This is a genomic window from Pseudoalteromonas sp. Scap03 (assembly GCF_013393115.1).
In the GTDB taxonomy this organism is placed as follows: domain Bacteria; phylum Pseudomonadota; class Gammaproteobacteria; order Enterobacterales; family Alteromonadaceae; genus Pseudoalteromonas.
Genome location: NZ_VDEU01000004.1, coordinates 1 through 12,643 on the forward strand (window position 1 = coordinate 1; position 12,643 = coordinate 12,643).

At 40.6% G+C, this 12,643-nt stretch carries 10 protein-coding genes and 1 pseudogene; 2 read left to right on the forward strand and 9 right to left on the reverse strand.

What is annotated here, in order from left to right; genetic code table 11:
• The coding region (locus FHG08_RS18655) for a hypothetical protein (RefSeq protein WP_178983218.1) at positions 1-646 on the forward strand (646 nt) is incomplete at its 5' end.
• A gap of 326 nt (positions 647-972) precedes the next feature.
• Here the strand turns inward: FHG08_RS18655 and der are convergent.
• The 9 genes and pseudogenes from der to ndk all read right to left on the reverse strand — a co-directional run bounded on the left by der (position 973) and on the right by ndk (position 10,994).
• Positions 973-2,442, reverse strand: coding sequence for a ribosome biogenesis GTPase Der (der, locus tag FHG08_RS18660; RefSeq protein ID WP_010389444.1), 1,470 nt, complete (start codon positions 2,440-2,442; stop codon positions 973-975).
• A gap of 93 nt (positions 2,443-2,535) precedes the next feature.
• Positions 2,536-3,714, reverse strand: coding sequence for an outer membrane protein assembly factor BamB (gene bamB, locus FHG08_RS18665; protein ID WP_178956961.1), 1,179 nt, complete (start codon positions 3,712-3,714; stop codon positions 2,536-2,538).
• Positions 3,715-3,724: 10 nt separating this feature from the next.
• Positions 3,725-4,345, reverse strand: coding sequence for a tetratricopeptide repeat protein (locus tag FHG08_RS18670; RefSeq protein WP_138605797.1), 621 nt, complete (start codon positions 4,343-4,345; stop codon positions 3,725-3,727).
• A 44-nt stretch (positions 4,346-4,389) separates the two neighbouring features.
• A complete protein-coding gene (gene hisS / locus FHG08_RS18675) occupies positions 4,390-5,670 on the reverse strand; it encodes a histidine--tRNA ligase (protein ID WP_178956960.1) in 1,281 nt (426 codons plus the stop codon).
• A gap of 187 nt (positions 5,671-5,857) precedes the next feature.
• Entirely contained in the window at positions 5,858-6,976 is a 1,119-nt protein-coding gene (ispG, locus tag FHG08_RS18680) for a flavodoxin-dependent (E)-4-hydroxy-3-methylbut-2-enyl-diphosphate synthase (protein ID WP_008111348.1), read from the reverse strand.
• 5 nt (positions 6,977-6,981) lie between these two features.
• Positions 6,982-7,863 (reverse strand): RodZ domain-containing protein, encoded by an 882-nt coding sequence (locus FHG08_RS18685; RefSeq protein WP_178956959.1) that lies wholly within the window; start codon positions 7,861-7,863, stop codon positions 6,982-6,984.
• A 372-nt stretch (positions 7,864-8,235) separates the two neighbouring features.
• Positions 8,236-9,135, reverse strand: a pseudogene (gene pilW / locus FHG08_RS18690) (type IV pilus biogenesis/stability protein PilW); the annotation flags it as partial.
• A gap of 113 nt (positions 9,136-9,248) precedes the next feature.
• Positions 9,249-10,379, reverse strand: coding sequence for a bifunctional tRNA (adenosine(37)-C2)-methyltransferase TrmG/ribosomal RNA large subunit methyltransferase RlmN (locus FHG08_RS18695; protein ID WP_010389431.1), 1,131 nt, complete (start codon positions 10,377-10,379; stop codon positions 9,249-9,251).
• 183 nt (positions 10,380-10,562) lie between these two features.
• Positions 10,563-10,994 (reverse strand): nucleoside-diphosphate kinase, encoded by a 432-nt coding sequence (gene ndk, locus FHG08_RS18700; protein WP_008111339.1) that lies wholly within the window; start codon positions 10,992-10,994, stop codon positions 10,563-10,565.
• A gap of 271 nt (positions 10,995-11,265) precedes the next feature.
• Between ndk and FHG08_RS18705 the strand changes: the two genes are divergently transcribed.
• Positions 11,266-12,591 (forward strand): PAS domain-containing methyl-accepting chemotaxis protein, encoded by a 1,326-nt coding sequence (locus FHG08_RS18705; RefSeq protein WP_178956957.1) that lies wholly within the window; start codon positions 11,266-11,268, stop codon positions 12,589-12,591.
• Positions 12,592-12,643 lie beyond the last annotated feature (52 nt).

Below are 12,643 nucleotides of genomic sequence, written 5' to 3' on the forward strand. Positions count from 1 at the left end.
CATTGTTGTGACGATTGAAACAGAGGATGGCTCAGTGCCAGAATTCCCTTTTTTGATAAAGTCGGCCTATTCAGAGTCGTGTGGTCATAGTAGTTGTGGTATTGACTTTGGTTATAAATATTTTAAAACGGCCTATGCTAATGAGCCAATTACCTTCCCACGGGAGCGTTTGGATTTATTACAGCCCAACGCCTATGCATCGATTGAGTTTACTGTTACTCATCCTAATTATCACCACCGCGGATTTCCGCGAGGCTTTGCGCCCACCGATGCTGATGACCCTATTCATGTCACGTTTACCGTTAAGCCGTTTACTGAACAAATGGAAAAAGTAGCTGGCTGGGCGACTGGCCCTAAGCAAGACATGCAAAACTTTACACCTGATAGCAGGGAATATAAAAAAGCAGACATTCGGTATCGCCAAGCGCGTTTTAATTTAGGAGATATGATTAAAAGGCACATTACGGTGATCAAAACTTTTTACTTACCTCATTTCTCACAAAGTATGCAGCAACGGGTGATTGAAAAGTATCAACCGATTTTTAGAGCCTGGTATTACGGCGTACCTGAAACGGATTGTTGGAGTATGGTTAAATGTAGAAAGCAAATTTTAAAACCAAGGGAAGCTGAATATGAAGGATTATAAGCGTACTTGTCTGTAATAATACTTAATTAATTTACTGGATAAAATCAGATGCTAACCGCATTAAGAGTTTTTATCTGCGACGGTATGGATGCAGGAGCAAATGCCGAGAAAAATTAAATAACCTGAACTGTGGATAATAAACCTATCTCAACCAAAGTTCAGCTTAAATAAGAAAATCGTGCCATGTTATCGAGATGGTTTTATTACCTCAAAATAGCTCACGTAATTAAGCGAATTAGCGTAATTAACATGACTTAATTTTGAATCATAAAAAAATGGCGTACTATAAAGTACGCCATTTTATGAAACTGACTCAATTAAAGCTGTTATGATTTATTGCGGTTTTCTTTACTAAACGCGCGAATTTTACGTTTTTGCGACAGGGTTACTTTATTAGTACGCCCTGCAAATGGGTTATCGCCTTCTCTAAATTCAATTTTGATTGGCGTACCCATAATTTTAAGTGCTTTACGGTAGTAGTTCATTAAGTAGCGTTTGTAGCTATCAGGTAGGTCATGTACTTGGTTACCATGAATAACAATACGTGGCGGGTTGTAGCCCCCAGCATGCGCATACTTAAGCTTAACACGACGTCCACGAACAAGTGGCGGCTGGTGGTCGGCCTGTGCCATGTCCATAATACGACGTAGCATAGCAGTACTAATTCGCTTAGTTGCCGACTCATATGCTTCGTCAACTGATTCAAATAAATGGCCAACACCGGTACCATGCAGAGCAGAGATAAAGTGTAGGCGGGCAAAATCAATAAAGCCTAAACGACGATCAAGCTCAGTCTTAATACGGTCTTTAACGTAGTTATCTAGGCCATCCCACTTGTTCACGGCAATAACCAATGAGCGTCCTGAGTTAAGGGCAAAACCTAACAGGCTTAAGTCTTGATCAGAGATACCATCGCGGGCATCAACCACTAGTAACACGACGTTACAATCTTCGATTGCTTGTAATGTTTTAATGACTGAGAATTTCTCAACCACGTCACTTACTTTTTTACGTTTACGCACACCGGCGGTATCGATAAGAATATATTCTTTGTCGTTACGGGTCATCGGAATGTAAATTGAGTCACGGGTTGTACCTGGCATATCGTATACAATAACCCGGTCTTCACCTAGTATGCGGTTAGTAAGGGTTGACTTACCAACATTTGGACGACCAATAATTGCCAGCTTTACCGGCTTATCGGCAAACGCTTGGTGATCGGTGTCATCTTCTTCACCTTCTTGATATAAGTCGATAAGTTCTTCATCGTCATCGGCTACATCTTCATCAAGAGCAGCAAGTTCAGCAATAACAGGCTGAAGAGTTTGCTCAAGCAGTAAAGTAATACCACGGCCATGTGCGGCAGCGATATGATGAACTTCACCAAGTGAAAGTTGATAAAACTCAGCACAGTTTGAGTCGGCATCAATGCCGTCTGTTTTATTGGCAACAACAAAACATTTCTTCTCTTGCTTACGTAAGTGATTAGCAATAGCTTGATCAGCCACTGTCATACCTACGCGAGCATCAACTAAAAATAAAACAATATCCGCTTCTTCAATGGCTAGTAATGACTGATCAGCCATTTCGGTTTCGATACCTTCTTCTGAGCCATCAATACCGCCCGTATCTACCACGATAAATTCAAAGCCATCGTAATTTGCTTGGCCATATTTTCTATCACGCGTTAAGCCAGGAAAGTCGGCAACGAGTGCATCACGAGTACGTGTTAAACGGTTAAATAATGTGGATTTGCCCACATTGGGTCGCCCTACAAGAGCGATCACGGGAAGCATAAACTACCTCTTTAAAAAACAACAAAAGGCTTCGCAGTGCGAAGCCTTACAAAAAATAATTAACTATTAGTGCCTTACACTAATAGTAGACAGTTAGTTCGGTATTTTTACCGCGCTAACTTCACCATCGCGGGTGTATAAAATCAATTTATCGTCAGCGACAACAGGCTCAACAAAAAAACCTGATCTGTCAAAGTCTTCACGAGATACTAGCTCGCCAGTGTCTTTATTTAACCAATGCAAATTGCCTTCTTGGTCACCTAACGCTAAATAATTACCGGCAACCGCTGGGCCTGTTAAGTACCAGCCACGTAGAGCGGGTTGGCTCCAACGTTCAATGCCCGAATCTTTATCAAGTGCATAAACAACGCCGTTACTATCAACAACGTAAATTGTTTGCAAATCCATGCTAATTTCACGGTAGCTGCTGTATTCACGTTTCCATACAACATTACCTGAACGAATATCTACTGCTGATAAGTTACCATTGTAAGCAATAGCATAAGCAAATGGACCGCTAATGATTGGCTGCGTGTCTACATCAACTAAACGTTCAAACTCTGATGCGCCTTTTGGCACTGCAATTTCTGCACTCCATGCCGAGTAGCCACTCTCAGAAATTAAAACACTTAACTTACCAGTTTCTAAGCCTAGTAACACACCACCGTTAGCCACAGTAGGTGAGCTTTGACCGCGTAAAGTTAGCGGTGGCACTTCTTGCTCAAAGCTCCAGCGTTCTTCACCAGTATCTGGGTGAAGCGCAAGTAACTTACCTGAGGCTAAATTGACAAAGATTAAGCCATCGCCTGCAGCGGGTTTAGAGAGTGATTCGCCAGGTACTTTTTTACGCCAAACTTCTTTACCAGTCTCACGGTCAAGTGCAATTACATAACCATGTTCAGAGCCTAAATAGATTTTACCATAAGCTTGTAATATTCCGCCTGATAATTTTGCACTATCGTTATCGCTCCAAGGCCAAAACGATAAATCTTGGCGAACGTCGGTTTCCCATTGGGTATCGCCATTGGCAAGTGATAAGGCTTCTACTTGGCCTTCACGGCTAGCAACATACACTGTCTCTTTATAAACAGCAGGTGATAGGCGTGAAAAGTAATGCTCTACACCGTTACCAATAGATTCTTGCCATACCACATCAGTTTCAAACTGATTGGCTATTTCTGGAAGCACCAGTTCTTCTTCGTCATCACTTGAAGAACACCCCATTAGGGTTGCCATACATAGGGCAAGCGTTGCTGTTGTTATTTTTCTCATGCCTAAAACCTTATGCCGCTGGGCTAGTTACTGCTAGGTCATCTAACTTAATTTGTAAAAGAGGATTACTCGTTAATCCGCCGGCATCAACAGCAGCTTGGTAGGCTACGCGTGCTTGTTCTTTATTGCCTTGCTGAGTGTAAATGTCACCTTTTAATTCAGCCACATTTGCGTTAAATGCTTCAGGAAGAGGAGCATTTAACGTACTTAATGCATCATCGTATTGCTGCTGAGCAATTTGCACACGCGCTAAACGTGTTGTTGCAATGGCTTTAAGCTCTGCGTTATCAACGTTAGTTACGATCCAGCTTAACTTTTCATTTGCTACATCTAAGTTTTGGGCATCTACTGCTTCTTTTGCAGCAACAAATGCCGCTAGAGTTGCGTACTGAGTGTCTTTGTTTTCAGTGATAAATGCATCAGCAGATGCTAATACGCTGTCGCTTTCAACAAGCTTAGTGTATGCATCAGATGCTTGCTCTGCAGTCGTTATTTGATTTTGGTTGTATGCTTTCCAGCCATATAAACCACCTAAACCAACAATAACGCCTAACGCTAGTGAAAGGCCGTTTTCACGAAAAAAGCGTTTAATTGCTTCTGCTTGTTGTTCTTCTGTTGAATAAATTTCCATGCTTACCTCTGTTAAAGCGCTTCACTACTTACGCTTTATATAATTTAGCTATTAATTAGTTCTGCAAGTAACGTTTTAGCTTGTTCTAGTTCTAGTGTGACTTGTTCCTTACGCTCACGTAAGTATTTAATAGTCACAACGCCTTGCTCTAATTCATCTTCACCGATAATAATTGCGACGAGCGCATCGCTTTTATCAGCACGTTTGAGTTGTTTTTTAAAGTTACCAGCGCCAGCGTGCACCATAACCCGTAATCCAGGTACATCACGACGTAAGGTAGATGCAATTATAGGCGCTTGAATACTGGCTTTGTCGCCCATAGCTGCTAAATATACATCAGCACTACGGCGTATGTCACCTACACATTCAAGTGCTTGAAGTAGTAAAACCAAGCGCTCTAAACCCATCGCGAAACCTACCGCAGGGGTTGATTTACCGCCTAATTGCTCTACTAAGCCATCATAACGACCACCAGCACATACAGTACCTTGTGCACCTAAGCTGTCGGTTACCCATTCAAATACAGTGCGGTTGTAATAATCTAAGCCACGTACCAGCTTTTCATTAACCGTGTATTTGACGCCTGCGGCATCTAATCGTTCACATAAATTTTCAAAATGTTCTTTTGATTCAGCATCTAAATGTTCAGATAGCTTTGGTGCATCGACTAAGATTGCCTGAATATCTGGATTTTTAGTATCCAAAACGCGCAGTGGGTTAGAGTACATACGACGCTTAGAATCTTCATCTAGTACATCGGTATGTTGTTCTAAAAAGGCGATTAAGGCATCGCGGTACTCTGCACGTGCTTCGTTTGAACCTAATGAATTAAGTTCTAAACGCACATGGTCAGTAATGCCAAATGCTTCCCAAAGTTGCGCCGTGAGTAAAATAACTTCGGCGTCAATATCGGCGCTGGCAATACCAAAAGTCTCTAAACCAAACTGATGAAATTGACGGTAGCGACCTTTTTGTGGGCGTTCATGGCGAAACATAGGGCCCATGTACCAAAGGCGTTGTTCTTGATTGTATAACAGGCCATTTTCGTTACCTGCACGGACACACACTGCAGTCCCTTCTGGGCGCAGAGTTAAATTGTCGCCGTTACGATCGGCAAAGGTGTACATTTCTTTTTCTACTATATCGGTTACTTCACCAATAGAGCGTTTAAATAGGTCGGTTGATTCTACAATTGGAAAACGAATTTCTTGATAACCAAACGATGATACGGTCTCGCGTAAAATGTGTTCTACTTTCTGCCAAACTTGCGTATCGCCTGGCAGGCAATCGTTCATACCGCGAACTGCCTGAATTTGTTTTGCCACTGATAAATCCTAAATCTGTTTATGTGCAGCTCTGGGCTGCAACCACGTAAAACTAAAAAATCGACCCTGCATTATAACCCTAACTATAAGGTAATTGCGAGCGCAGCGGGGCGTACGTAATTTATACTACGTTGTGAATGCTGCGACTAAAAAAGGTCATTTGAATACATAGTGTTGTAACAACACATCACTCTACGATTTTTATGTCAATTGGAGTTTGCTGTTGCTTCTGTTCAATGAAATCGCGTACATAGCCTTCAAGTTGATCAACAATATTATTGTTATCAATACGGGCTTTTTGGCGTTCGCCATTAATGTATAAACCTGAGCGACGGTTTGCGCCGGCAAGGCCAATATCACTCACTAATGCTTCGCCTGGTCCGTTAACCACACAGCCAATGACTGACACTGAAACTGGCTCAATAATATCTTCTAAGCGCTCTTCAAGTTGATTCATGGTGCTTACTACATCAAACTCTTGGCGCGAACAGCTAGGGCAAGCAATAAAATTAATGCCGCGAGAGCGAATACGCAATGATTTTAATATATCAAAGCCTACTTTTATTTCTTGAACTGGGTCTGCCGCTAGTGATACACGCAGCGTGTCACCAATACCTTCAGCTAATAACATGCCTAAACCGACGGCCGATTTAACTGAGCCAGAGCGCATGCCGCCTGCTTCAGTAATGCCTAAATGCAGTGGCTGGTCGATTTCTTTTGCAAGTAGACGATACGCGCCAACCGCTAAAAATACGTCTGATGCTTTCACTGAAATTTTAAATTGGTCAAAGTCTAAGCGACGTAATATATCTACATGACGCATAGCAGATTCAAGTAGAGCTTCAGGTGTTGGCTCGCCGTATTTTTCTTGTAGGTCGCGCTCAAGTGAGCCGCCATTTACGCCAATACGAATTGGAATGTTATGCTCACGGGCCGAATCAACAACGGCTCTAATACGTTCTTCACTGCCAATGTTTCCTGGGTTAATACGTAAACAATCAACACCATACTTTGCTACTTTTAATGCAATGCGGTAGTCAAAGTGAATATCAGCAACCAGCGGTATCGATACCTGCTCTTTAATGCTTTTAAATGCTTCAGCTGCATCCATGGTAGGAACAGATACACGTACTATGTCAGCACCGGCATCTTGAATCGCTTGAATTTGAGCTACAGTGGCATCAATGTCCATTGTGTCTGTGTTGGTCATTGACTGCACAGCAATTGGTGCACCATCACCAATTGGAACATTACCCACATTAATGCGGGTGGATTTTCTGCGTTTGATAGGAGATTCTGAAAACATAGCGACTACTCTGCTAAGGGTAATTTAAATTTAGCTAAACGGTTTTTAGGAAAAGCCGAAATATCAACTGGCTCACCATTTAGGGTAATACGAACAACATCGTGCTTGCCTAGTACCACTGAAAAAGGCGCTACACCAGTTAAGGTCATTTCGTAGCCTGCTTTTTTTACACCAAATGCAATTTTCTCATCGTTGGCATCGTGGATTTCAACCCAGCTTTCGTCATTAAACATCATAATAATGGTGCTTAAATCACTGCTTGTTGGTTCACTTTGGCTTTGTGCATCGTTAAGGGGCGCAGCCTGAATTGTTTGTTGTTCATTGATTACGGCTGGGTTTGCTTGTGGTGCAGGCTCAATATCATTCGATTGTGCTTCATCGACAGCTTCATTGGCCTCATCAGCGAGTCGTTTTGTATTTTCTTGTTGCACAGTGATGAATGAGTTACTCGCTTTTATAGTATTAGTTTGTTCATCAATAGGCGTTGCATTTTGCCACCACCATACGGCTGATGAGCCAATAACAATGGCTAAAATTAAGTAACTTACCGTCATTAGTCGACTGTCATGCGCTTCTTTTTCTGTACGCCTTGAAAAGCTTTGCATATCTACAGGCTTATCTGAAGCACTAAAGGCAGGCAGCATCGCTAAAATAGCGCTGCTATCTATGTTTAGTGTGCGGCAATAATTTTTTATGTAGCCTTTAACAAATGTTTTTGCGCCTAGTAAATGATATTCATCGTTTTCAATATGCTGAACTTGTAATTCAGTTAACTTTAATAACGAGGCAATATTAGCAAGGCTAATGTTTGCATTTTCTCTATGTGTTTTTAGTATTTGACCTACAGAGGGTTCATCGCTCTGCGGTTGTGTATTATCTTCATTCATAATGTGTATCAGTTTGGATCCACTAGTAAAAGTTTAAATTTTGGCTTAACAACCAGAGTAAGACTTCGTTTTTATTTTTTAGTATTCGTTAATTCTTGTTGCTAAGGCGCACTATAAAAAGGCACTACATTTAATATTTTAAAAACTATACCGTGTTTTGATAAAGTTTATGTGTTTTTAAGTCCTTTAATACACCTTATTTGTAGCAGTTTAGCATTGTATCACACTGAAATGCTAAATTGCTTTCCCCTAAAACAAGCATTTGCACATCACCCTTTGTGCTTTATTTTAGTTTACAGTTAAAAGGAGTGTAATTATCTAGCGTATTTTTTTTATTTGCTCATCTGACGCTTTGTTATTTAAAGCCGGTACTGGGCTTTTTTTACGAATAATTTTTATTTTCGGCTCAGCAATAATTTGGTTGTTATTACTACTTTCTTGTAATTCATCTAGCTGGGCTTGGCGATATTTTTCACGTAGTACTTCAAATTCTGTTCGTCTTAACTGATTATCGCGAATGGCGTTAGCTTGCATACTACTTGGGTAGGTTTGTAGTAAGGTTGTCGCAATTTTTTCTGCTTCTTCAATTTTCCCCATTCGTTGTTTAACCAAATAGCCAAGCAACAAAGCGCGAGAAGAAACTTGCGCGGTATCGTCATAACGTTTTATTAAGTTACTGGCTTTGTACAAGTCGCTTTTTGCATAATATAGAGCCGCTAAACTTATTAATGTAGATGCGCGTTGTGAGCTATGGTTTAGTGCTTGTTGAAAATAGCTCTCGGCGTTTGTGAAATCGTTAAATTCAATAGCGCACAGGGCCAAATTTTCATAGCTTTGCGCTACACGAATATAACTGGGTATTTCAATCGCTTTTAAAAACTGATCGGTGGCGCGATCATACTCATTAATACTGCACAAAAACGTGCCGTAGTTGTTTAAGGTGTTAGGGTCGTTTGGCTTGATAGCCAGTGCTTTTTGATAGGCTTTGTCGGCTAATCCGTTCTCGCCAACTTGTTGGTAATAGTATGCTAAAGAGTAGTGTACTTCGGGTAAGTTTGGAGCGTACTCGTTGGCACGTTCTAGGTTATATTTAGCTTGAGAGTTATTGCCTGTATTTAAATACTGTAATGCCAATGCTATGCGCGTGCGAGCTGCACCATCGTTATTAATTTTATTCTCGAGGACTGGTTTATCGCTGCCGTTGTAACTATTTTCGGTAACACAACCGCTTATAAACAGTGTTGATAGTGCTAACGTAAGTAAAGATCGCATTACTTTGTCTCTTTATTTATATCCATAACCTCTATCTTACCTCAAAGCCTTTGTGTTGCATCATTTATTTAAAAATAAACGATATATCACAAAGGCTCTTGATTACTCAAAAATTAGGCTTGATGAATATTCACTGCAATTGCATTGTCATCACGCATTTTCTTTTTCGCCATACGCTTCGTACGGTCTACAACATCGCCAGCTAACTGGCCGCAGGCAGCGTCAATGTCATCTCCTCGGGTACGACGAACAATACAGGTAATACCCGCAGCTTGTAATACTTTAGAGAAACGATCAATTCGACTGTTGCTTGAACGAGTATATTCATTACCTGGGAATGGATTAAATGGAATAAGGTTAACCTTAGAGGGTGTTCCTTTTAACGTTTTAACCAGTTCATGAGCTTGATCAGTACTATCGTTAACGCCGTTAAGCATTACATATTCAATAGTCACATCTTTGTTGGCTTTTGAACCGTCAATGTAACGACGACACGCAGCTAAAAACTCTTCAATTGGGTATTTTTTATTGATCGGTACTAAAATGTCACGCAGGGCGTTATCTGGCGCATGCAGTGAAATTGCCAGTGCTACGTCTATTTTTTCTTTCAATAAATCAAGGGCAGGTACCACACCTGAGGTGCTTAATGTAACGCGGCGTTTAGATAAACCAAAGCCCCAGTCGTCCATCATTAATTCCATTGCAGGTACCACGTTTTTAACGTTAAGTAACGGCTCGCCCATACCCATCATCACTACGTTAGTGACAGGACGTTTTTCGCTGTTGCCATCTAGGCCAATATCTTTGGCTACTCGCCATACTTGGCCGATAATTTCAGACACTTTTAAGTTACGGTTAAAGCCTTGTTGAGCCGTTGAGCAAAAAGTACATTCTAGTGCACAGCCCACTTGAGAAGATACACACAAGGTGGCGCGATCTTTTTCTGGGATCCAAACTGCTTCAACTTCTTGACCGCCTTCTAACACGAGTGCGTATTTGATGGTACCGTCGCTGGCTTGTTGGCGAACTGATATTTCTGGTGCAACAATTTCGCATTCATTTTTAAGCTTTTCTTTTAGCTTTTTGTTTACGTTACTCATTTCGTCGAAATTATCTACGCCAAAATGATAAATCCATTTCATCACCTGATCGCCACGGAATGGCTTTTCACCGAATGATACAAATAGCTCTCGCATTGCATCTCGGTTTAAATCTAATAAGTTAATCTTTTTTTGCTCGGTCATGTAACAACCTCAATCGGTGGCGGTGATGGTAAAAATTTACAAGGACGAATTGTACACAATTCATCCACTATAATCATTAAGTAAAACATCATAAATAAACGGCTAATACTTTACGTAATGACTAAAAAAGGGCTCGAAAGCCCTTTTCATACTTTGCATCACAGGGTTAGCTGTGAACTCGAATTAACGAGTACGTGGGCAAAGTTCTTCGTCAGCGAAGAAGTACGCGATTTCGCGAGCAGCAGATTCAACAGCGTCAGAACCGTGAACCGCATTTTCGTCGATGCTATCAGCGTAGTCTGCACGTAAAGTGCCAGCTAGTGCTTCAGCAGGGTTAGTAGCACCCATGATTTCACGGTTTTTAAGAACAGCGTTTTCGCCTTCAAGAACGGTAACCATTACTGGGCCAGAAGTCATGAAAGATACTAAAGCGCCAAAGAAAGGACGTTCGCTGTGTTCAGCGTAGAAACCTTCAGCTTTCTCTTGTGAAAGGTGAACCATTTTAGCTGCAACGATTTTAAGACCCGCAGTTTCGAAACGGTTGTAGATTGCGCCGATGTGGTTTTTAGCAACTGCATCAGGTTTTACGATTGAAAAAGTACGCTCTAAAGCCATCTTTGTGCTCCAATAATTTAAATAAAAGGTTGAATATTAACGGGCGCGAATTATACGCGTTTTAGTTAAAAAAACCTAATTTATTCTACTTTTCCAACTTTTTAAATTTGCTAGCTTGTATTTATGAACTAAAAACAATGTTTTTACATTTATTATATGTTCATAAACTTGAACTATACTTTTTTATCTAAATGGTGTGACTTTTGTTAAATATACACTTTTATATGGATCCAAATGCAGGTCGAGTACATGCAAAAATTAAGGTAAATATATGTTTTTTAACCAATCTTTAAAAAATCAAATTGCTGATTTACAAAGTAAGCTTTCTGTAGGAGAGCAGGTTAAGCAAAGTTTAGATAGTGAGATGTTGGTATTGGAGCTTGATAAGCAAGGTGCAATATTAAGACAAAATAAAAACTTTGAACGGGAATTTAATTACTCAAATAGCCAAATACTCAATAAAAAGATTTTAGATTTTATTCCAGAAAACGCTAGAAATAACGCTGATTTTCATGCCTTTAAAAAAGCGTTAAGTAAAGCCGAACATTTTGCTGGCGCTATTCAAGTATCCCACCAAAACGGACAACGAGATTGGTTACGCTGTATTTTACACCCGATAAAAAATGAGCAAGGTCAGCTTGAGTATTTAACCCTGCATTGCACTGTGCTTACACAAATAATTGAAAGCTCGAGAGAAAACGAAGATTTAATCAAAGCATTGCATCGTTCAACAGCGGTTATTGAGTTCGATACTCAGGGTATGGTTCTGCGTGTTAATGACAACTTCTTAAAAAGTATGGGTTATTCAAAGCAAGAAGTTTCAGGTAAGCACCATGGAATGTTTTGTACCGAACAAGAGGCCAGCAGTAAAGAGTACCAAGCCTTTTGGCAGCGCCTGCGAAATGGCGAGTTCATTGCCGGCAGATTTAAACGTATTGATAAGCATGGTAATGAAGTGTGGTTAGAAGCGTCGTATAATCCGATTTTTAATGAAGCAAATGAGCTTTATAAAGTAGTTAAATTTGCTACTGTGATCACAGACCAAGTAGAAAAAGAACTGGCCACAGAACAAGCGGCGAATATTGCGCATGGCACTTCAATTGAAACTGATAATAACGCGGATAAGGGCGCAGAAGTGGTACAAAAAACCGCACAGGTTATGAACGAGCTGTCGGTGCAAATGGAGCAAACAGCCCAAGAAATTTCAGCGTTAGATAAACAATCGCAACTGATAGCGAGCATAGTGCAAAGCATTAGCAGTATTGCTGACCAAACCAACTTACTAGCACTTAATGCAGCTATTGAGGCTGCAAGAGCTGGTGAGCAGGGTCGCGGTTTCGCTGTAGTCGCTGATGAAGTCCGTTTGCTTGCCTCAAGAACCAGTAAAGCTACCGAAGAAATTGTGGATGTTGTACAGCAAAATCAAAACTTAACTCAAGCCACTGTTGCTGTTATAGAGCAAGGTAGAAATAAAGCGCAACAAGGACTCGAACTCTCCAAAGAATCTGGTGTTGTAATGAGTGACATTAAAAAAGGCGCACAACAAGTTGTTGATGCCGTTAGCCAATTTTCTAATCAATTAAGTAGTAAAAAATAACTTAAATTTGCTTCTCTTCATTTTTAACACAGAAGAGAAATTTTGATGATCT

What these genes read in the sequence shown, in the direction of transcription:
- FHG08_RS18705 (WP_178956957.1), top strand. Translation starts at nt 11,266, where the DNA reads ATGTTTTTTAACCAATCTTTAAAAAATCAAATTGCTGATTTACAAAGT.
- ispG (WP_008111348.1), bottom strand. Translation starts at nt 6,976, where the DNA reads ATGTTTTCAGAATCTCCTATCAAACGCAGAAAATCCACCCGCATTAAT.
- FHG08_RS18685 (WP_178956959.1), bottom strand. Translation starts at nt 7,863, where the DNA reads ATGAATGAAGATAATACACAACCGCAGAGCGATGAACCCTCTGTAGGT.
- ndk (WP_008111339.1), bottom strand. Translation starts at nt 10,994, where the DNA reads ATGGCTTTAGAGCGTACTTTTTCAATCGTAAAACCTGATGCAGTTGCT.
- bamB (WP_178956961.1), bottom strand. Translation starts at nt 3,714, where the DNA reads ATGAGAAAAATAACAACAGCAACGCTTGCCCTATGTATGGCAACCCTA.
- FHG08_RS18670 (WP_138605797.1), bottom strand. Translation starts at nt 4,345, where the DNA reads ATGGAAATTTATTCAACAGAAGAACAACAAGCAGAAGCAATTAAACGC.
- der (WP_010389444.1), bottom strand. Translation starts at nt 2,442, where the DNA reads ATGCTTCCCGTGATCGCTCTTGTAGGGCGACCCAATGTGGGCAAATCC.
- FHG08_RS18695 (WP_010389431.1), bottom strand. Translation starts at nt 10,379, where the DNA reads ATGACCGAGCAAAAAAAGATTAACTTATTAGATTTAAACCGAGATGCA.